General features: G+C 74.4%; 16 protein-coding genes and 1 riboswitch. Of the genes, 8 read left to right on the top strand and 8 right to left on the bottom strand.

Annotated elements, in window-relative coordinates; translation table 11 throughout:
• Positions 1 to 265: 265 nt before the first annotated feature.
• The 3 genes from ACIPRD_RS09665 to ACIPRD_RS09655 are packed head-to-tail and all read left to right on the top strand — an operon-like array spanning position 266 to position 3,959.
• The gene (locus tag ACIPRD_RS09665) at positions 266 to 1,222 is read left to right on the top strand and encodes an ATP-binding cassette domain-containing protein (RefSeq protein WP_401561919.1); all 957 of its coding nucleotides are present in this window, start codon (positions 266 to 268) and stop codon (positions 1,220 to 1,222) included.
• Positions 1,219 to 1,971 carry an ABC transporter permease gene (locus tag ACIPRD_RS09660; RefSeq protein WP_356405243.1) on the top strand — a complete coding sequence of 251 codons (753 nt, stop codon included), beginning with the start codon at positions 1,219 to 1,221 and terminating at the stop codon, positions 1,969 to 1,971. The genes ACIPRD_RS09665 and ACIPRD_RS09660 overlap by 4 nt, the downstream gene beginning before the upstream one ends.
• Positions 1,968 to 3,959, top strand: a complete 1,992-nt coding sequence (locus ACIPRD_RS09655; protein WP_401561622.1) for a TOMM precursor leader peptide-binding protein — start codon at positions 1,968 to 1,970, stop codon at positions 3,957 to 3,959. Before ACIPRD_RS09660 ends, ACIPRD_RS09655 begins: the two co-directional genes overlap by 4 nt.
• Before the next feature lie 152 nt (positions 3,960 to 4,111).
• Here ACIPRD_RS09655 and ACIPRD_RS09650 read toward each other — a convergent pair whose 3' ends face one another.
• Positions 4,112 to 4,285, bottom strand: coding sequence for a thiazolylpeptide-type bacteriocin (locus ACIPRD_RS09650; protein WP_031179489.1), 174 nt, complete (start codon positions 4,283 to 4,285; stop codon positions 4,112 to 4,114).
• A gap of 204 nt (positions 4,286 to 4,489) precedes the next feature.
• Between ACIPRD_RS09650 and ACIPRD_RS09645 the strand changes: the two genes are divergently transcribed.
• Positions 4,490 to 5,830 carry an amidohydrolase gene (locus ACIPRD_RS09645; RefSeq protein WP_401561620.1) on the top strand — a complete coding sequence of 447 codons (1,341 nt, stop codon included), beginning with the start codon at positions 4,490 to 4,492 and terminating at the stop codon, positions 5,828 to 5,830.
• Between the two features lie 263 nt (positions 5,831 to 6,093).
• Positions 6,094 to 6,657 carry a histidine phosphatase family protein gene (locus tag ACIPRD_RS09640; RefSeq protein ID WP_401561617.1) on the top strand — a complete coding sequence of 188 codons (564 nt, stop codon included), beginning with the start codon at positions 6,094 to 6,096 and terminating at the stop codon, positions 6,655 to 6,657.
• Between the two features lie 4 nt (positions 6,658 to 6,661).
• On the opposite strand, the gene ACIPRD_RS09635 is transcribed toward ACIPRD_RS09640, so the two are convergent.
• From ACIPRD_RS09635 to ACIPRD_RS09610, 6 genes are all read right to left on the bottom strand, one after another.
• Positions 6,662 to 7,411, bottom strand: coding sequence for an N-acetyltransferase (locus ACIPRD_RS09635; RefSeq protein ID WP_401561614.1), 750 nt, complete (start codon positions 7,409 to 7,411; stop codon positions 6,662 to 6,664).
• Positions 7,412 to 7,598: 187 nt separating this feature from the next.
• Positions 7,599 to 8,357: a CbtA family protein gene (locus ACIPRD_RS09630; protein ID WP_401561611.1), complete on the bottom strand. Its 759-nt coding sequence runs from the start codon at positions 8,355 to 8,357 to the stop codon at positions 7,599 to 7,601.
• 21 nt (positions 8,358 to 8,378) lie between these two features.
• On the bottom strand, positions 8,379 to 8,600 hold the full coding sequence (locus tag ACIPRD_RS09625; RefSeq protein ID WP_356405230.1) for a CbtB-domain containing protein: 222 nt from the start codon (positions 8,598 to 8,600) through the stop codon (positions 8,379 to 8,381).
• A gap of 35 nt (positions 8,601 to 8,635) precedes the next feature.
• Positions 8,636 to 8,777: riboswitch (cobalamin riboswitch) on the bottom strand.
• 103 nt (positions 8,778 to 8,880) lie between these two features.
• Entirely contained in the window at positions 8,881 to 9,612 is a 732-nt protein-coding gene (locus ACIPRD_RS09620) for a DUF4232 domain-containing protein (RefSeq protein ID WP_356405228.1), read from the bottom strand.
• A gap of 291 nt (positions 9,613 to 9,903) precedes the next feature.
• On the bottom strand, positions 9,904 to 13,095 hold the full coding sequence (locus ACIPRD_RS09615; protein ID WP_401561607.1) for a BTAD domain-containing putative transcriptional regulator: 3,192 nt from the start codon (positions 13,093 to 13,095) through the stop codon (positions 9,904 to 9,906).
• A 434-nt stretch (positions 13,096 to 13,529) separates the two neighbouring features.
• A complete protein-coding gene (locus tag ACIPRD_RS09610; RefSeq protein WP_401561604.1) occupies positions 13,530 to 15,539 on the bottom strand; it encodes a prolyl oligopeptidase family serine peptidase in 2,010 nt (669 codons plus the stop codon).
• A 438-nt stretch (positions 15,540 to 15,977) separates the two neighbouring features.
• On the opposite strand from ACIPRD_RS09610, the gene ACIPRD_RS09605 reads away from it, so the two are divergent.
• Both ACIPRD_RS09605 and ACIPRD_RS09600 read left to right on the top strand, forming a co-directional pair.
• Positions 15,978 to 16,505 (top strand): polyprenyl synthetase family protein, encoded by a 528-nt coding sequence (locus ACIPRD_RS09605; RefSeq protein ID WP_401561601.1) that lies wholly within the window; start codon positions 15,978 to 15,980, stop codon positions 16,503 to 16,505.
• 14 nt (positions 16,506 to 16,519) lie between these two features.
• A complete protein-coding gene (locus ACIPRD_RS09600) occupies positions 16,520 to 16,663 on the top strand; it encodes a hypothetical protein (RefSeq protein ID WP_401561598.1) in 144 nt (47 codons plus the stop codon).
• A 46-nt stretch (positions 16,664 to 16,709) separates the two neighbouring features.
• Here the strand turns inward: ACIPRD_RS09600 and ACIPRD_RS09595 are convergent, their stop codons facing one another.
• Positions 16,710 to 18,170 carry a phytoene desaturase family protein gene (locus ACIPRD_RS09595; protein ID WP_401561595.1) on the bottom strand — a complete coding sequence of 487 codons (1,461 nt, stop codon included), beginning with the start codon at positions 18,168 to 18,170 and terminating at the stop codon, positions 16,710 to 16,712.
• Positions 18,171 to 18,565: 395 nt separating this feature from the next.
• Between ACIPRD_RS09595 and ACIPRD_RS09590 the strand changes: the two genes are divergently transcribed.
• Positions 18,566 to 20,101, top strand: coding sequence for a cytochrome ubiquinol oxidase subunit I (locus ACIPRD_RS09590; RefSeq protein ID WP_356405213.1), 1,536 nt, complete (start codon positions 18,566 to 18,568; stop codon positions 20,099 to 20,101).
• Position 20,102: the final 1 nt, after the last annotated feature.

Genomic DNA, 20,102 nt, shown 5'->3' with positions numbered 1-20,102 from the left:
CGCGGGAGCGACCCCGGCGGGCGGCGCACCGCCGCTCCCGGCTGCGACGAACGGCGCACCGTCGCCCCGCGCCACGACGGACGACGCGCCATCGCCCCGCGCCACGGCGGACGGCGCACCGTCGCTCGCGCCGGTGGGCGGCGCGCCCGTGGCGGCCGGTGCCGTCGCCCACCCGCGGCGGTCCGCCGCGTCCCCCGAACTCCCGTCCGGGCAGGCCGTGTCCACGGCTGTCCCGGCCGCGCAGCACCCCCCAAGGAAAGGCGAGATGAGCACACCCCACAGCAAGACCGAGTCCGCGCCCGGCGACACCGCGGCGCCACACGTCATCGTCCTGGACGGCGTCACCAAGCGGTACGGCGACGTGACCGCCCTCGCCGGCGTGTCCCTCGACGTGCGGCACGGCGAGTTCTTCGGCATCCTCGGCCCCAACGGCGCGGGGAAGACCACCCTGGTGGAGATCGTCGAGGGCATGCGGGAGGCCGACTCCGGCACGGTCAGCGTGTTCGGCCGCAGTCCCTGGCCGCGCGACACCGCGCTGCTGGCCCGCATCGGCGTACAGACCCAGGCGTCGGCGTTCTTCGCGCGGCTGACCGCCGGTGAGCACCTGCGCACGGTCGCCGCCCTCTACGGCATGGACCCGTCGGTGGCCCGCACGGCCCTTGAGCGGGTCGGACTGACCGAGAAGGAGAACGCCCGCGTCGACCACCTCTCGGGAGGCCAGCGCCAGCGTCTCGCCGTCGCCACGGCGCTGCTGCACGAGCCGGAGCTGATCTTCCTGGACGAGCCGACCGCGGCGCTCGACCCGGAGGCCCGGCGTGAACTGTGGGACCTGCTGCGCTCGTTGCGTTCGGAGGGCCGCACCATCGTGTGCACCACCCACTATCTCGACGAGGCGGAGGCGCTGTGCGACCGGGTGGCGATCATCGCCGACGGCCGGGTCGTGGCCCTCGACTCGCCGCGTAGCCTGATCCGTTCGCTCGCCGCCCCGGCCCGGCTGCTCGTCCCCGCGGACCGGATCACCCCCGGGACGGCGCTCGCCCTGGACGGTGTGGACCGGGCGACCGTCGAGGGCGGCGACCTCGTCATCGAGACGACCGTCCCCAACCGTGTCCTCACCGCCCTCGGTGACCTCGTGGACATCGACACGGTCACCGTCCGCACCCCCACCCTCGAAGACGCCTACCTGAAGCTGACCGGCACCGGATCGGAGCACGACCGTTGAGCGCCTACGCCGCACTGACCAGGGCCACCTATGTCGCGAGCGTGCGCGACAAGACGACCCTCTTCTTCACCTTCGCCTTCCCGCTGGCCTTCCTGGTCCTGTTCGGGCTCATCTTCCAGGGGCAGCACGTCGACGGCGGGCTGGCGTCCATCAACTACATCGCCCCGGGCGTGCTGTCCTGGGGTGTGGGCAACGCGGCCGTGTTCTCGGTGGGTTTCGCCCTGATGCAGTGGCGCCGTGACGACCTGCTCCGCCTGATCTGGCGCACCCCGACCCCGCTGAGCACGCTCCTCGCCTCGCGCTGGACGATCGCGCTGGGCGTGGCGGGCGCGCAGACGCTGCTGTTCACCTCCGTCGCGCTGCTGCCGTTCTTCGGGCTGGAGCTGAACGGCCCCTGGTGGGCGGCTCTTCCGCTGCTGGTTCTCGGCGTCACGGCGTTCCTCGCCATGGGGCTGGTCGTCGGCAGTCTCGCGGACACCCCGGAGGCGGTCGCGGCCATCGCCAACCTCGTCATGGTGCCGATGGCGTTCCTGTCGGGGTCGTTCTTCCCCGACGACCTGATGCCGGGCTGGCTGCGCACGGCCGCCAAGGTGCTGCCGCTGCACTATCTGAACGACGGGCTCACCGACGCCATGGGCGGTCGCGGGGACCTCGGCGACATCGCGCTGGACTGCGCGGGGCTCGCCGTGTTCGCCCTGGTCTTCGGGCTGCTCGCCACCCGGATCTTCCGTTGGAGCAACCGGACATGACCACAGTCACCGAAGGCGCCCCCGCCGCTTCCGCCCCGTCCACGGCCGCCGCGCGGGCCGCGTGGCCGCTGGAGGCCGCCCGCGCGGACCTGGAGGCCCGCCTCGCGTCCCGCGCCGCGCGGGCGGGGCTGGCCGCGCCGGCCGTCTCGCGCATCGGCGACACCAACGTCCTGGGCGACACCGTCCGCCGGTCGCTCCCCGCGAACCCGGCGACCGTCCATCTCACCGCCCAGGCCGTGCTGCTCGGGCCGTGGGGCGGCGCCCCGGACACCGCCGCGGCCTGCGGCGTCTGCCTCGCCATGCGCCGTCAGCGCCTGCGCACCCGTACGGAACGCGACGCGCTGGAGACCGGCACCGGGACCGTCGCCGCCGGACGCTGGCCCGCGCTGCCCGACCACACGGTGGACGCCGTGTGGTCCCTGCACCGGCTCATCGTCTCCGGCGCCGCCCGGCACGCGGCACACGGGCCCGACGCGGTGCTGCCCCAGGTCACCGAACTCGACCTGGAGACCCTGCGGGTGCGCACCTTCCCGCTGGTGCCGGAACCGATGTGCCCGCACTGCCGGCCGTTCGACGAGGAGAGCACCCGGCGAGCCGCCGAGGAGGCCACTCCGGGGCCCGCGGTCTCCCGCCCCCGGCCGGGCCCGGACGCCTACCGGCTGCGCTCCCCCGCCGGCTACCCGCTGCCCGTGAAGGGGCTCGCCAACCCGGTGTGCGGGGTGCTGGGCGGCGGTACGTGGATCGACGTCACGTCGCCCACGACCGCGCCGGTGGCCGGCAGTGTGTTCATGCGGGGGTACGCCGGGCTGACCGACGTGACGTGGAGCGGCCAGGCCAACTCCTTCGCGCGCAGCCGCGATCTGGCGTTCCTGGAGGGGCTGGAGCGGTACGCGGGCACGCACCGCAGGCATCGCGCGCCGGTCGTCACCGCGTCCTTCGACGAGCTGGGCGACCGCGCCCTGGACCCGCGCTCGTGCGGGCTCTACGGGCCGCGCACCTACGCCGAGGACCCGATGGTCCAGCCGTTCGACCCGGGACGCCCGATGCCCTGGGTGAGCGGCTGGTCCCTGCGCGACGACCGCCCGGTCCTGGTGCCCGCCCGGCTCGCCTACTACAGCGCGGGCACCCGCGAGGACAACTTCGTCTTCGAGTGCTCCAACGGGTGTGCGACCGGCGGGAACTGGGAGGAGGCGGTCTTCTTCGGGCTGCTCGAACTGGTCGAGCGGGACGCGTTCCTGCTCGGCTGGTACGGCGGCCTGCCGCTGCCGGAGATCGACCTGGACTCGGTGGGCGGCCCCGAGGTGCGCGCGATGGTGGCGCGGGCCGCGCTCCAGGGCTACGACGTCCATGTCTTCGACAACCGCGTGGACCTGCCGGTGCCCGTCGTCACCGGTCTCGCGGTGCGCCGGGACGACGGACCCGGCACCCTGGCCTTCGCGGCCGGCGCGTCCTTCGTGCCGGAGACGGCCGTGGAGTCCGCGGTCTCCGAGATCCTCACCTACATCCCGCACCTGCCCGGACAGGTCGCCGAGCGGCCTGACGAACTCGCCGCCATGGCGGAGGACTTCGACCTGGTCCAGCGGCTTCCGGACCACGCCGCGCTGTTCGGGCTCCCGGCCATGCGCCGGCACGCCCGGAACTATCTCGCGCCGCCGCGCACCGCCTCCCTGGACGAGCTGTTCGCCGGCTGGGAGGAACGGCGGCCGCGCACCGGCGACCTCCGTGACGATCTGCTGCTCCTGCGCGACCTGATCGCCGCGGCGGGATGCGATGTGATCGCCGTCGACCAGACCACCCCGGAACAGCGGCGGATGGGGCTGCGGACGGTGGCCACGCTCGCCCCCGGACTGCTCCCGATCGACTTCGGCTGGCCGCGGCAGCGGGCCCTGCACATGCCGCGCCTGCGGACGGCCCCGCACCGGGCCGGACTGGTGCCGGCGCCGCTCCGGGAGGAGGAACTGCGGCGCGTGCCGCACCCGTTCCCCTGACCGGCCGCGGGCCGCGCGAGCGGCCCGCACGCGCACGCCGTCACCGGGCCGCGCTCACGGCCCCCCGACACGGCCCGTACGGAACGTCCCCGGACGCGGACGGTCCCCGGAGCGCCGAAACGCTCCGGGGACCGCGGGACCCGACGACCGCGTCAGGCGGTGCAGGAGGTGGTGCTGGTGGTGCTGGAGCACGTGCTGGTGGAGGAGCAGCTCGTCGACGAACCGAGCATGACCTCGCTGGCGTCCGAGTAGTCGGTGATCTCGAAGGTCTCCGACTCGAGGTCCAGGATCTCCTGGGCGAGGGAGGCGAGAGTGTTGTCAGCCATGGTGGCTCCTTCTGGGTCAGGGGACCTGCTGCCGGACGGGACGGTCCCGGTCGGGTCGTGCGCTGAACCTGCCGCGGGCCGGGGCCACTTGGCACCTCCCTTTCTACGCGCCGCCGCGGTCAGCCCCCTTGCTGTCCGCTGTCACTCCGCTGACACCCGCCTCAAGGCGCCCCGCGTCCCCGACACCCTCCAGGAGCAACGCCCGTGAACAGCCCCCGCGACAGATCCGGCACCACCGGGGACACCAGGCGCCCCGAGGGCCCGCCGCCGGGCCTGGACGCCCTGCTGGCGCCCGCCGCCGAGCTGTATCTCGACCTGCACCGCCACCCCGAGCTCTCCGGCGCCGAGAGCCGTACGGCGGCCCGCTTCGCCGACTGGCTGGAGGCGGACGGCTTCCGCGTGCTGCGCGGTGTCGGCGGTCACGGCGTCGCCGCGGAACTCCGGAGCGGCGACGGCCCCACCGTCCTGCTGCGGGCCGAACTCGACGCCCTCCCCGTGGCCGAGGACACCGGCGCCCCCTACGCGAGCACGGTCACCGCCCCCGGCGCCGACGGGCGGCCCGTCCCGGTGATGCACGCCTGCGGCCATGACGCCCACCTGGCCTGCGCGGCGGCCGCCGCCCGCTGGCTGGCCGCCCGCCGCGGCGACTGGCGGGGCACGCTCGTGGTGGTGGGCCAGCCGGCGGAGGAGACCCTCAGCGGCGCGCGGGCCATGCTGGAGGACGGCCTGTACGACCGGATCACCGCGCCGGACGTGGTGCTCGCGCAGCACACCGCGCCGTTCCCGGCGGGCATGGTCGCGCACGCCGACGGGCCGGTGCTGGCCGGGAGCCTCGCGCTGGAGGTCCTCTTCGAGGGCGACGGCGGCCACGCGGCCACCCCGCACCTCACCGCCGATCCGCTGCTCGCCGCGGCCGGCACCGTGGTCCGGCTCCCCACCGTGACGGCCCGCGAGACCGACCCCGCCGAACGGCTGGTCGTCACCGCCTCCTCGCTGCGCACCGGGGACGCCGGACACCCCGGCAACGCGATCGCCGCGCGCGCCTGTCTGAGCGTCACCGTGCGGGCGTTCTCCGACGCGGCCCTCGACCGCGCGGCCGCCGCGGTCGCCCGGGTGGCCCGGGCCGAGGCGGCCTCGGCCGCGCTGCCGCCGCGTGTCCGTGTCACCGAGGTCTCCCGCTCCGGGGTGACCGCCTCGCATCCGGACGTCACCGCCGCGGTCCGCGCCGCGCACCGGTCGGCCTTCGGCGCCGCCCGCGTCACCGGCTGGCCCGCCACCACGGCCACCGAGGACTTCCCGCTCCTGACGGGCGCGGGCGCGGCGCTGCACGGCCGCCCGGGGATCCGCGGCGCGTACTGGATGCTCGGCACCGTGGGCCCCGCCCAGTGGGCGGCCGCCCAAGGGGCCGACGCCGCCGGGAAGTTCCGCGCGCTGCCCGGCAACCACTCCCCCCGCTATCTGCCCAGCGTCCGGCTCACCCTGGAAACGGGAACGGCCGCCCTGGTGACGGCCGCGCTGTCCCAGCTGGGGCCGTCCGTGGAGTGACGCGGAACACGAAGTGCGCCTACGGGTGGCCCGGTTCGGCCGCCCCGGCCCCCGCTCGCCGTCGGCCGGGGCGCGGGTCCGGACCGGGTCCGGCCGGTGCGCGGGTCCAGGCACGGGGCCGGCGCGGGCCCGGTTGAGGCGCGGGTCCGGACCGGCTTTTCACAGCGTGCAGTTGCCCGCCCCGAGGGCCGCTGTCGCCCCTGCTGCTAGGTTCGCGGGGAATGCATGCCGTCGTACCCGGAAAGCTCAGGAGAGGCGTTCCCGTGACCGCCCGTGTCGTCCTCATCTCCCCCGCGACGAGCCCCGCGCTGCGGGAGGCCAGGTTCGGCGACGACGGGCCGGTCGACGAGCGGGGGGCCGAACGGGCCCGCGCCGCCGCGGAGTCGCTGCCCGGCGCCGTACGTACGCTCACCTCCGCCAGCGCGCGCTGCCGGGGCACGGCGGCCGGGCTCGGCCTGCGCGGGGTGGACGCGGCGGAGCTGGCGCCGCTGGACGTGGGCCGCTGGCGGGGCCGTACGCTCGACGAGGTCGGCGCGGCCGAGCCGGAGGCGGTGGCCCGCTGGCTGGCGGACCCCTCCTGCGCGCCGCACGGCGGGGAGTCGGTGGAGGACGTGTGCGCCCGCGTCGGCGGCTGGCTGGAGTCGGCCGCGGAGGTGTCCGGCCGTACGCTCGCCGTGGTAGAGCCGGAGATCGTGCGGGCGGCGGTCGTGCACGCGCTGGGCGTGCCCGCCGCGGCCTTCTGGCGTCTCGACGTGCCCCCGCTGACCGCGACCGAGCTGAGCGGCCGGGCCGCCCGCTGGAACGTGCGGCTCGGCCGGCCGCTGTGAACCGTCAGCGGTGGCGGACCCAGACGTTGGGTTCGACGTAGACCGCGTGGTCGTGGGCGGTGGAGCAGCGCACCGGGACGAGGGCGCCCGGCACGTCGACGTCTCCGTCGGTGTCGAAGGGCAGGCCGGTCCACTCCCGCCACTGGGCGAGGGAGCCGCTGACCGTCATCGACGCGGGCGCGACCTTCTCGACGGTGCCGCCGGCCCTGACGTGCACGCGCAGCCAGGGGTCGGCGGGCAGGCCGTCCTCGCGCCGCCCGCGGACGTACTCGGCCATGTCCTCGCGCGGCCGGAGGTGCTTGCCGGTGGGGCGGACCGGGGCGAGCAGCCCGTCGTACCCCTGGGCGCCGGCGGCCTCCCGCAGCGCGGCGAGCATCCGGTGGGAGAGCCCGCGGCCGAGGTACCCGGTGTCGACCGTGATCTCCAGTGCCGACGCGGCGGTGGGCCGCCGGCCGTGCCGCCGGTCGCGGAAGGCCCACACGAGCACCTGGTCCCACCCCCGGTCCGGCATCTCCGCACGGCCCTCCGACACGGCGTCGAACGGGACGCCGAGGCCGCGGGCCACCACCCGGTCGCCGTCCGTCGCGACCACGCAGTAGTGCGGGAAGTCCTCGGCCACGCGGCTCAACAGGGCGTCCGCGACGGGATCGTGGGGGACGAAAGCCGGCCAGGTGTCGGTGATCTCGTAGAGCCGTGAGGTCAGCGAGGGACGGTCGGCGAGCGACGTGATCAAGATGCGGTCCGTGCCTGTCATGGCGCGGACATTGCCATATGCGCAGGGCTGTGGCCAGCGAATTCGTACGCCCGGCCGTCCCCGGACGGCGAACCGGACCGGGACGGTGAGAGCGAGCCTCGGAGCAGAGGCGCCGTGGACGGCGAGAGGGCCCCCGGACGAGTCCGAAGAGCCCTCTCGCGTACGGCCGTTGCCGCCGGAGGCGGTGTCAGCGCGCGGCCGGGACCGCTCCGCCGGCCGTGTTCGCCGCGGGCTTCGGCCGCGGGTTCAGCTGCCGTTCGGCCAGTTCGCCGAAGAGCAGGCCGAAGCCGCCCCACAGCACGGCCTGGATGGCCAGCGCGGACAGCCGGAAGCGCCACAGCAGGGTGGCGGGGAACTCCCTGGGCACCTCGTCGACGGCCGGCAGGAACGCGTACGCCAGACCGATCGCGAGGACGAACCCGGCCACCGCCACGACGGTGGCGTACCAGGTGCCCAGCCGGGGTGCGAGCCGCCTGCCCAGGACGGCCGCGCCGACGGCCAGCAGCACGCCGAGGAGCATCATCAGGAAGTACAGCGTGGTCCGCTTGCCGATGGTGCCGGGGTCGCCGACGGACGGCGGGTTGGCCGGGTACTTCAGGAACGGTACGACGTACACGGCGAGGAACGCGCCCGCGGACAGCAGCAGCGCGGTCGCGCGCGCACCGATACGTCCGACGCGGCCGAGCGCGACGCAGAAGGCGAGCGCGGCGATACCGCCGAAGGCGACCCCGTAGACGAGGACGCCGGTGGCGAGACCCGCGGTGGACTGCAGGGAGCGGGAGACGACTTCCATCTCGTGCTCGTGGGAGTGGGCCTCCTCGAAGCCGATCGCGCGGTCGACGCTCGGCTCACCGAGGAAGTAGGCCACGACGAGGGCGAGCACACCGGCGGCCAGGCCGGCGAGCATGCCCCTCACGAGAAGGTTCCGTACGGTTGCGGAATTCATGGATGCGCGGCGTCCCTCGTGTCAGTGGCAGGGGAAGCCGAGCAGGTGGCGGGCGTCGTGCACCCACTCGTGGACGTCCGTGCCGTTGAACACGGAGGTGGCGCCCTGCTCGGCGCCGACGAAGTACAGCATGATCATCATCAGGACGCCGAAGAAGACCGCCCAGGGAGCTATCGCCTTCAGCGGCAGCGTGGCGGGTACGACGGGGGTGGTGGCTGTCGGCTGGGCGACGGTCTGCGCCATGGCAGGACCTCCTCTGGGAGTTCGCGTCCCATCTCGGTGGTGCACAGGACGACGGCCACGGGTCTGACTCACGAACGGCCCGAAGTGCCGCTCGCACACAGTGGCGCGACCGTGCCGGGTTCCCACCGGCTTCCGTTCCGCCGTCGTCGATATCGCACCGAAGGTACCGCGTGTCGTGGACCTGGCCAAGACCGCGCCATCCGGGGTGATCTTCCTCTCCCGGCGCTCCGCCCCGGCCGCGCGCGCACGGGCGCGGCACGGCGGAGCGCCGGGGGGCCGGTCAGAACTCGTCGGCGCCGTTGCGCAGTTCGGTGGTCCAGTAGCCGGTGAGCGCCTTGGCCGGGTCGACGAAGAGACCGCCGCCGGCCGAGGAGTCGACGGTGATGGAGTCGCCGTCGGCGGCGCCCTCCAGCCAGACGGAGAAGGCCGTCACGGGCTCGCCGTCCTCGTCGCTGCCGCCGTCGGACAGCTTGACCGCCGCGTACGCGGGCTCGCCCGGGGCGATCACCGTCGGAACGGCGGGCCGGCTCTTGGCGACGGCCGGCACGTCCTGCTTGCTGCTCTCCAGGAACTGGATGCGCGGGTGGCCCGCCATCCGGCAGCCGTGCCCGGAGATGTTCTTCGCCGTCAGGACGATGTGGGTGTAGGGCGGGCCGTCCTGCCGCTCGGCGGTGATCCTGACGTCCTTCGACGTGCATGCGGGCGTGGAGGCGGAGGACCCCGACCCACCGGAGGAGCCCGAGGAGCCCTGCGCCTTCGAGGAGCCGGACGAGCCCGTGGAACCCGTCGAACCGGTGGTGCCGGCCGAACCCGACGCCTTCTGTCCGTCGCCGGCCGTGGTCGCCTTGCCGGCGCCGGAGCCCGACCCCTGGGCGGCCGCGGCGGCGGAGGCGGCGCCTCCGGCGGAGCCCTCGGCCTTGGTGCCGGTGCCGTCCTGGCAGGCGGTCAGGCTGAGGGCGAGGGCCGCCGTGGCGGCGGCGAGGAAGGTGGCGCGCTGACGTGATGCGTTCATGGAGATGTCCCCCGTGTGTACGTACGACGACGACCGGTCGGATCGTCGGCCGTGCTCTGACCTGCTGACATGTCGAGTCTCGGCCGTGTCGCTCACGTTCCGGTGATGTCCCGCTGACGTTTCGCTGACGTCGTCCGGAGCGCGCCGGACCCCCCTCCCGGCGCGCTCACGCGCGCTTCTTCAGGGGTGACCGTCCGCGCCCGCCTGCACCTGGCCGGCCTGCGCGCGTGGCCTCTCGCGCGGTCCCCTCGCGCGTGGCCTCTCCCGCGTGGTCTCTCGCGCGTGGCCCGTCTACGCGTCGTCCGCGGCGAGTCGCCGTACGGCGTCCTCGTACCGTCTGCGGTGGTCGGCGCGCCCGCTCACCCGCAGCAGGGCCTCCAGGGCCTGTACGGCGCCCTCGTCGTACCCCGCGCGTTCCGCCTCCCCGGCGGCGCGGTCCAGCAGCCGGATGCCCTCGGCCTCCTCGCCGAGCGCCAGCCGGGCCTCCCCGCAGACGGTGAGCAGGAGCGCTCTGCGCGCGGCCTGCTCGTGCTCGGGTCCGAGGTCCAGCGCCCGGTGCGCCACGTCCAGGGCCTCCCGCGGGCGGCCCGTGCTCAACCGGATCCGCGCGAGGTGCTGGAGGGCGAGCATCTCGGTGTGCGCGTCCTTCTCCCCGCGGGCCAGGTCCACGGCGCGGGTGCAGCCGTCCAGCGCGTCGTCCAGCGCCCCCTGCGCGGCCTGGACGACGGCGAGGTTGATCAGCGCGGTGGCCTCGCCGAGCGGGTCGCCGGCCCGCCGGGCGAGCTCCGGGGAGGGGGTCAGCAGGTCCACGGCGTCCGCGAGCATGCCCTCCTCGCCGAGGACCCAGCCGAGCAGGGTGCGCACCCGGGCCTCCGCGTAGGGGTCCTGCTCGGCGAGGGCGCAGTCGAGCGCGGTGCGCAGCAGTGGCACCCAGTTGTCCCGGACGCGCCAGACCACCTGGGGCCACTGGAGCAGGATGATCCGCCAGGCCCGGTCGTCGAGTCCGGCGGCCCGGGCGGCGGTCACGGCCCGCGCGAGGTCCTCCCGTTCGACGGCCAGCCAGCGCATGGCGTGCGCCCGGTCCGTGAAGTCCCGCACGGCGGCCGGGCGCCGGTAGCGCTCGGGCAGGGAGAAGCAGGCCTCGCCGCCGGGTTCGGCGGTGTCGGCGGCGGCGAGGGCGGTGGCGATGTAGTGGTCGAGGACGCCGAGCAGTGCGTCGGGTCCGGCGTCCGGGTCGATGCCACGCGCGTAGAGCCGTACGAGGTCGTGCAGTTCCCAGCGTCCGGGTGCGGTCTCGGTGACGAGGTGCGCGGCGCCCAGCCGTTCCAGGGCGGCCGCGGCCGTCACCGGGTCGGTGCCGGCCAGCGCCGCGGCGGTGTACGGGTCGAAGTGGGTGCCGGGGTGGTGTCCGAGCCGGCCGAAGTGGTGGACGGCGTCGGGCGGGAGCTGCTGCACGGTGAGCCGGAGCGCGGCCGGGACGCCGGTGTCGTCGACGTCGAGGTAGGCCAGGCGTCCGCGTTCGTCGGCGAGTTCGTCGGCGAGTCCGGCGAGCGTCCACTGCGGCCGCCCGGCCAGGCGCGCGGCGGTGACCCGCAGGGCGAGCGGGAGTCCGCCGCAGAGTTCGGCGAGCCTGCGGGCGGCGAGGGGTTCGCCGAGGACGCGTTCCTCGCCGAGGACGCCCGCGAGCAGCGCGGTGCCGTCCTGCGCGTCGAGCGTGCCGAGCGGCACGGGGCGGGCGGCGTCCGAGGCGATGAGGCCTTCCAGCCGGTTCCTGCTGGTGACGACGGTGACGCAGTCGGGCCCGCCGGGCAGCAGGGCGCGGACGGTGGCGGAGTCGCGCGCGTTGTCGAGGACGACCAGCAGCCGCAGCCGGTCGGTGAGGGAGCGGAACAGGGCCGCGGCGGCGGACGCCGACTCGGGCACGCGACGGGCCGGCACGTCCAGGGCCAGCAGGAACTCGCGCAGCACCTCGGTGACCGCCGGCTCGCCGGTGTCGCTGAACCCGTGCAGGTCGGCGAAGAGACGGCCGTCGGGGAACGCGTCCGCGTTGCGGTGCGCCCACCACAGCGCGAGCGCGGTCTTGCCGACTCCGGCCGGACCGGTCACCAGGCACACCGGTGCCTCTCCGGCGGAGGCCCGCCCGAGCGCGGCCAGTTCGGCGCCGCGGCCGTGGAAACCGCGTGGCGCGCGGGGCAGCAGGTCGGCGAGGTGCGTGTCACCGGGGACGAGGGACGGGAGCGGAACGGGACGGGGGTGGGGGTGGGCGGCGGCGGACGGTGCGGGGTGCGAAGCTCCGGCGGCCATGTGGGGCGGGGTCGCTGTGCCGGTGCCGGTGCGGGGCTGGGGCGGGGTGCCGCTGCGAGGCGGGGGCGCGGTGCCGTCGTCGAGGGCCGCCGGCCGTGTGGCGGCGTCTGCGGCGGCGGGGTGCCGTACGCCGGGGGTCCCGTCGCCGGCGGCCGGGCGGGCGCCCTCGCCGCCGGGGAGGGTGACGGATTCCGGGCCGGCCGTGCCGTCCGCCGCCCTGCCGTCTGCCGAACCGTCGTGCCCGTCGCGCCCGTCGCGCCCGGCAGGGGGTGCGGCCGGGGCGACAGCGCCGACTGCGGTGGCCGGGGCGCCCCGACCGGCTCGTGCGGCTTGTGCGGCTTGTGCGGTCTGCACGGCCGGTGAGGGGTGCGCGGCCGGCGCGGTGGCCGGGATGCCGGGCGTGGCGGGCCGGACGGCGGGCGGCGCGCCGTCCGGTACCGGGTCACCGCGCAGGATCAGCCCGTACGCGTCGGCGAGTTCGCGCCCGGGGTCGATGCCGAGTTCGTCGGCGAGGAGCCGCCGCGTGCGGTGGAACCAGTCCAGCGCCTCGGACTGGCGGCCGGCCTGGTACAGCGCCGTCATCAGCGCGGCGGACAGCGACTCGCGGAGCGGGTGCGTGACGGCCTCGGTGCGCAGCACCGCGGCGGCCCGGTGGTGCTCCCCCAGCCTGCCGTACGCGCGCGCCAGCTGCTCCACGGCGGACAGCCGTGACTCCTCCAGGGAGTGCGCCGCGGCCTGGAGCGGCGGTCCCGCGAACGCACCCGACAGCGCGGGGCCCTTCCACAGGGCGAGGGCGTCCTGGTACATCAGTACGGCGTCGCCGGGGTCGCGCTGCTCGCGTGCCAGCGTCAGCAGTTCCTCGAACCGCTGGGCGTCGAGCAGGGTCTCCGGCAGCCGGAGCGCGTACGCGTCGCCGATGGTCCGCAGGTCCACCCCGTACGCCTCCGCGTCCCCGTCCGCGAGCAGGGCGCGCAGGCGGGAGACATGCCCCTGGATGACGCTCCGGGCCTGGCTCGGCGGCACGTCGTCCCAGAGGCATGCCGTCAGCCGGGCCATCGAGACGGGTGTGTTGGCCGAGAGCAGCAGCGCGGCCAGCAGACTGCGGCGTTTGGCGGGGCCGAGCGGCAGCGGTCCGCGGCGCGTGTCGACGGAGACGGTGCCGAGCAGCCGGAACTCCAAGGGGTGTCCTTCCAGGGGCGGGCGCGAAAAGGCGGTCCGGGAAAAACAGCAGCATATCGGGGGGTCTCGGAGGCCGGCCGGGCGCATTCCGCCGCTCTGCGGCCACGCCGTCCGCATCAGGTGGACGTCCTCGCGCACCGGTCCGCCGCCCGGTGATCCCCTGCGCGCCACCGCTGCACGCGGTCCGCGTGGACGGGCTCGGCACCGCCCGGCCGGAGCCGTGCGGTCGGCCGCGGTCACCCGCCTGCTCGCCCCCGCGCCCGGGCCGGCGACCCGGCACCGGACACGGCGCTGCCCGCCGTGGTGGGCCCTCGTCCGCACCGGCAGGCCGGCACCGCGCGGAGCCCCCCGCCTCGCCGGCTGGGCGGGGGGCTCCTCCACCTGTCACCAACAGGCCGTCGGGCGCCCGGTGTTCCGGTCACCCGTGGGCCGGGTCACAGCAGGCCGGGCTGCTGCCATTCGGCGCCGAGGACGTGGTGGTCGAGGAAGTTGAGGGTCGTCTCGTACCACAGGCGCGAGTGGTTCGGCTTCAGGATCCAGTGGTTCTCGTCCGGGAAGTAGAGGTACTTCGCGGGAACTTCGTGCCGCTGCAACTCCTGGAAGAGCGAGGCGCCCTGCCCGACGGGCACGCGGTAGTCCTTCGCGCCGTGGATGACCAGCATCGGGGTGCGGATCTTCGCGACGTCCAGGTGCGGCGAGTCGGCCTCGTACCGCTCGGGGCGGTTCAGCGGGTGGCCGAAGATCCGCTGGAAGTACCAGGGGGCGTCGGTGTCGCCCTGGAACATCCCCATGTCCCACAGACCCGCGTGGCTGACGATCGCCTTGAACCGGTCCGTGCGGGTGGCGACCCGGTTGGCCATGTACCCGCCGTACGAGCCGCCGGCGAGCGCCGTACGTGAGGCGTCGATGTCGTCCCGGGCCTCGGTCGCGTCGGTCAGCGCGATCACATCCGTGTAGGGGCGCCCGCCCCACTGCCCCCAGCCGCGGCGCTGGTTGATCTGCCCGTAGCCGGTCGACAGGGCCGGATCCGGCAGCAGCACCGCGTAGCCGCGCGCGGCGAACGGCCACGGGTTCCACCGCCAGGTCCAGCCGTTCCAGCTGCCCTGCGGTCCGCCGTGGACGGCGACGAGCAGCGGGGCGGGCCGCTCGGCGGACGCGCCCTCGGGCAGCACGAGCCAGCCGCGGAGCACGAACCCGTCGTCCGCCTCCACGTGCACCTCGGTGAGCGTGCCGGGCAGTTCCCCGACGCCGCCCGGGGCGGGCAGCGCGGCCGGCGTCTGGTCGACGACGCCGGCGTCGATCCGGACCGGCGCCGGCGGTGCGTCGACCGCGTGGCGCAGGGCGTAGAGCGTCCGCCCGTCCGGGGCCACCGTCAGCGAGTCGTAGGCGCCCGAGGCGGTGAGGCGGGTGACGCCGCCGTCCGGGTCGCGCCGGAAGACGGGGGCGTGCCCCTCCTCGTCGGACGTGAAGAAGATCGTGTCGTCCACCGGTGAACAGACCGCGCCACCGGGCCAGTTGTCGAACCCGGGCAGGAGGTCCCGCACCGCTCCGTCGGCCACGCCGACCCGGACGAGCGTCACGTCCGCGGGGGCGTCGTACGTCGGGAAGCGCATCCGGAAGCACACGACGGCCGAGCCGTCGTGGGTGAACCGCGGTGCCTCGTAGAGGTGTTCCAGGTCGCCGACGACGTGGATCTCCTCACCGCTCACCGCGTCGGCCACGACCACGGCGGTGCGATGCTCGTCCGGGACCCTCCCGGGCACGAACCGGCAGTACGCGACGCGGGTGCCGTCCGGCGACAACGCCGTGTCCCCCGGGTCCTCCAGACCGATCCCCTGCCCACCGGCGACGACCGGTTCCGCGCCGGCACCGGCACGGACGAAGGTGTGCGGCTCCGCCGGGCCGAGGTCGTGGTCCCAGGCGCGGGTCGGGCCGGCCTCGTAGAGGACCGCGGTGACCTGCGCGTCCTTTCGCGCCGCGCGCAGCTTGCCGTGGGCCTCGGCGTCGGCGGCGCCCGGCAGCAGCCCCGCGGTGTGGCACAACGCGCCGGAGTCGCGGGCGACGGTGACCGCGTCGATGCCGCCCGGGTGCCGGGCCACCACGACGGCCTCCCCGCGCGGCGGCAGCGCCCACAGCGCGGCCCCCTCGTCCTCGTCGTCGTCCCCGGCGGCGCGTCCGGACAGGAAGTACAGCGTCCCGTCCGGACCGAACACCGGCCCCGACTCACCCTTGTCGGACCGGGTCAGCCGCACCGCGTCGCGTTCCCCGGTGGGATCGATCTCCCACAGACCGGACACGAACCGTGTCCCGTCCCCGGACAGTGACTGCACGGCGGCGACGAGACGCGTGCCATCGACGGACAGGGCAAGGGTGTTGACGCGGGGCGAGGCGACAAGGGCGGACAGGTCACGGAAGGTGGACGGGCCACCGGAGGACTCGGTCATGCGGGCGATTGTCGCCCGGGCGCGACGCGGAAATCCAGAGCGTATCCCTGGAGCACCTGTCTGTCAGCGGCCCTTCGTGCGGAGATCACGCGCCTCGCCGGCCGCGCAGGACTGCTCCCCCGCCTCGCCGGCCGCGCGGGGCTGCTCCCCCCGCCTCGCCGGTCGCGCGGGGCTGCTCCGGCGCCCTGCCCGGCGTGCGCTCCTCACCCCATGGCGTCGCGCGGTCCGCCGACATGCGCCTTCCCGCTTCCGCTGCCATGATCGATCCATTCCGCCGGTCGCGTGCGCTCGCCGATGGAAGGGTGTGCCCCCGAGACTTCACCCATCCGGATTCCCGGGGGCACCATCTCGCCGCGCCCGAGCGCCGGCTGTCCCCGATCGGGGCCCGCGAGACGCTGACGCACGCACGCACGGCTCGACGGGTGAAAGTCTGGGCAGGTGAACACCACCGTCCTCGCCGCCCGTCAGCGCGCGGCCGAACACCGGCGCCGGTTCGAACCACGCTTCGCGGCCTACTTCGACTCCCTGACCGACCCCGCCGGCGGCGCCCTCGAAGTGCCCCCGGGAAGGTTCCCCGCGCGCGCCCTCGACCTCGTGCGCGACATGTCGCTGCGCGGCGGCAAAAGCCTGCGTGTGGCCTTCCTGCACGAGGCGGCCGCGCTGGCCGGCGACCGTCCGGTACCGGGCCTCGACGAGGCCGCGATCAGCATCGAGCTGGTGCAGACCCACGGCCTGATCCACGACGACATCATCGACGGTTCCGCCACGACTGGCTCGACCTGTTCGGTGACCCCGCCGCACTGGGCAAGCCCGTCGGCACCGACATCCGATCCGGCCGCCGCAGTTACGCCGTCCACGCCCTGCTCACCACCGACGCCCTCGACGCGGGCGAGCGCAGGACCGTCGAGGGCGCCCTCGGAGACCCGCAGTGCGACGACGACACCCTCGGACGCGTCTGCGCCATAGCCCGGCGCCACGGCGTGGACCGCTCGCTGCAGGCTGCCGCGGAGCGGCACGCGCACCGGGCGTCGGCCACGGCGGCCTCCTGGCGCACCCGCTGGAGGCCCGAACCGGTCGCGTTCTTCGAGCACCTCCCGGCCGTGACCGTGCTCCGCGACCGGTAGCCCGGCGCGCGTGCCGCAGCGCACGGTGACGCGGCACGACAGCCGTTCAGCCGGCCAGGCGCTCCGGTCGGGGACCCAGCGCTGTGTCCGCCGGGATGCCGAGGTGGCGCAGGGCGGAGGCCGCCGCTCCGGCGCCGCACATGCCGTGGGCGCCGGGGCCGGGCGGGGTGGCCGCCGAGCACAGGAACACGCCGGGGACGCCGGTGGAGTAGGGATCGAGTGCGAAGCGGGGGCCGAACAGGAGCTGCGGAGCGGTCTTGGCCCCGGTGAGGATGTCGCCCCCGGCGAAGTTGGGGTTGGCGGCGGCGAAGTCGGCGGGGCGGGTGGCCCGCAGGCCCACGACGCGTTCCCGGACGCCCGGGGCGAACCGCTCCAGCTGGCGCAGGACCGCCTCCGTCGCGTCCTCGTCGTAGCCGTGCGGCACGTGCGCGTAGGTCCAGACGGGGTGGACGTCGCCCACCGACCGGGACGGGTCCGCCAGGTACTGCTGGCCGACCAGGACGAAGGGCCGCTCGGGCATGCGCCCGGCGCTCACCTCCCGTTCCGTCCGCGCGATCTCGGCGAACGTGCCGCCGAGGTGCACGGTCCCGGCGCGGCGTGCGGGCTCGCTGGTCCACGGAACGCCGCCCTCGACCGCCAGGTCGACCTTGAAGGCGCCGGGGCCGCGGCGGAACCGCCCGTAGGCCCGCCGCACCCGCGCCGGCAGCCGGTCGCCGTAGATGCGGGCGGCCTGGTGAGGGTCGAGGTCGAGCAGGGTGACGTCGGCGGGCGGGATCTGCCGGTGGTCGGTCACACGGACACCGGTGTGGACGGTGCCGCCGTTCTCGCGGAGCGCGTTCTCCATGGCGCGGGTGATGGACCGGGAGCCGCCCTCGGCCACGGCCCATCCCGCGGCGTGGCCGGCGGTGAGGATGCCGAGCCCGATCGCGGAGGTGAACAGGCCGGACAGCGGGCGGTAGGCGTGTGCCGCGACGCCTCCCCACAGGGCGCGGGCCTGCGGCGTGCCGAAGAGGCGGGCGAGCGCCCGGGCGGGCAGCACGGTGGGCAGGCCGAAGCGTGCGAGCAGCCACGGGTGCGCCGGGACGCGCAGCAGCGGGCCCATGGTGTCCTGGGCGAGGGCGTCCCAGTGGCGCACCGACGGTGCGAGGAGGGCGCGGTAGCGGTCGCCGTCGGGGCCCAGCAGGCGTGCCGTCTCCTCGACCGAGCGCAGCAGGACACCGGCGGTGCCGTCGTCGAGCGGGTGGACGCAGTCGACGTCCGCCGACCGCCAGCGCAGCCCGTGCCGTTCCAGGTCCAGCGCGCGCAGCGCCGGCGAGGTGACGGCCAGGGGGTGGACGGCCGAGCAGTGGTCGTGCAGCAGCCCGGGGAGGAGGGCCTCGTCGCTGCGGGTGCCGCCGCCGGTCTCGTCAGCGGCTTCCAGCAGGGTGACGCGCAGCCCGGCCCTCGCGAGCAGGGCGGCGGCGGCGAGGCCGTTGGGGCCGCCGCCCACGACACATGCGGTGGTCATGACTCGGGCCGGGCCGGAAGCGGCGTCCTGGATCTCATGACGCCGAGTCTGCCGGTGAGCGGGCCTTCCTATCAAACAGGCGGCCTTACCTGCGGGTAGCGGATCAGCGGCGGTCCTGCGGGACCGCCCGGGCGAGTGTGCCGCCGCGACACGAGAAGGAATTGCTCCCGCGCATTTCAGACCTTGTTTATCGGGACACATCGCAGATACGTAAGAAAAAGGGTGATCAGGGTCATATTTGCGAGCCTGCCAGGGTCGCAGGCGGCGCCTCACCGGCAGGCCGGACCGGCGCTCACCCGAACAGTCCTTCACCTGATTTGCCTGACTCGCCGGGAGTATGCATAAGAGATAGCTTTTATCCGAAATGCGGCTGGATCGAGCGAGAGAAGGACGTAGTGGAACTAGCAATCGCTCACGAGACCATCGCCCGATGGCAGTTCGGTGTCACGACCGTCTACCACTTCCTCTTCGTCCCGCTCAGCATCGGCCTCGGAGGCATCGTCGCGGGCCTGGAGACGGCCTGGGTGCGCACAGGGAAGGAGAAGTACTTCCATGCCACCAAGTTCTGGGGGACGCTCCTCCTGATCAACATCGCGATGGGTGTCGTCACGGGCCTCCTCCAGGAGTTCCAGTTCGGCATGAACTGGTCGGACTACTCCCGCTTCGTCGGTGACGTCTTCGGCGCCCCGCTGGCGATGGAGGCGCTGATCGCCTTCTTCTTCGAGTCCGTCTTCATCGGCTTGTGGATCTTCGGCTGGAACAGGCTCCCGAAGAAGGTGCACCTCGCGACGATCTGGATCGTCACGATCGGCAGCCTGCTGTCCGCGTACTTCATCCTCGCGGCCAACTCCTTCATGCAGCACCCGGTCGGCTACCGGATCGACCCGCTCACCGGCAAGGCGCGGCTGACCGACATCTGGCGCGTGCTGTTCCAGAACACCACGCTGGTGCAGGTCTTCCACACCCTGACCGCGGCGTTCATCACCGGTGGTGCTTTTGTCATGGGCATCGCCGCCTACCATCTGTGGCGGGCCAAGCGCGGCCGGGACACCGACCGCAAGCGGATCGCCGCGATGCGTGCCTCGCTGCGCTGCGCCCTGGTCGTCACCGCCATCGCCGGCATCCTGACCGCGCTCAGCGGCGACCGTCTGGCGAAGGTCATGTTCGAGCAGCAGCCGATGAAGATGGCCGCCGCCGAGGCGCTCTGGGACACCCAGGCGCCGGCGCCGTTCTCGATCTTCTCCGTCGGGGACGTGAACAAGGGCCGCAACGACGTGGCCCTGGAAGTGCCCGGCGCACTGTCCTTCCTCGCCAAGAGCGACTTCCACTCCGCCGTGCCCGGCATCAACAACCGGGCCGACGAGCAGGTGCGTCTGTTCGGCGGCACGCGCGCGGACTACATCCCGAACATCTTCATGACGTACTGGGGCTTCCGCCTCATGATCTTCTTCGGCATGACCAGCTTCACGATCGGCCTGATCGGGTTGTGGCTCACGCGTAAGAAATTCTGGGTCGCCCCCTCGTACCGCACGGGCGAGGACGAGCCGCCGAACCTCATGCTCACCGACAAGATCCGGATGAGTCCGTTCTTCACCAAGTGGTGCTGGCGCATCGCCGCCCTGACCCTGGGCTTCCCGCTGCTCGCCAACAGCTTCGGCTGGATCTTCACCGAGATGGGGCGCCAGCCCTGGGTGGTCTTCCACCTGAAGAAGACGGCGGACGCGGTGTCCCCCAACGTCAGCGTGGCCGAGCAGGTCGGCTCCCTGGTGGCGCTCAGCGTGCTCTACGCGATCCTCGCCGTCGTCGAGGGGGGCCTCATGGTCAAGTACGCCAAACCGGGCCCCAAGACCGACGAGAAGCCGCCGGCCAAGGATCCCACCCTGCGCGTCTCCCCGGAGGAGCAGGACAAACCCCTCTCCATCGCCTACTGAG

The organism is Streptomyces sp. NPDC090108 (genome assembly GCF_044747185.1).
GTDB lineage: Bacteria > Actinomycetota > Actinomycetes > Streptomycetales > Streptomycetaceae > Streptomyces.
This window is presented reverse-complemented; position numbering and strand designations above follow the sequence as displayed.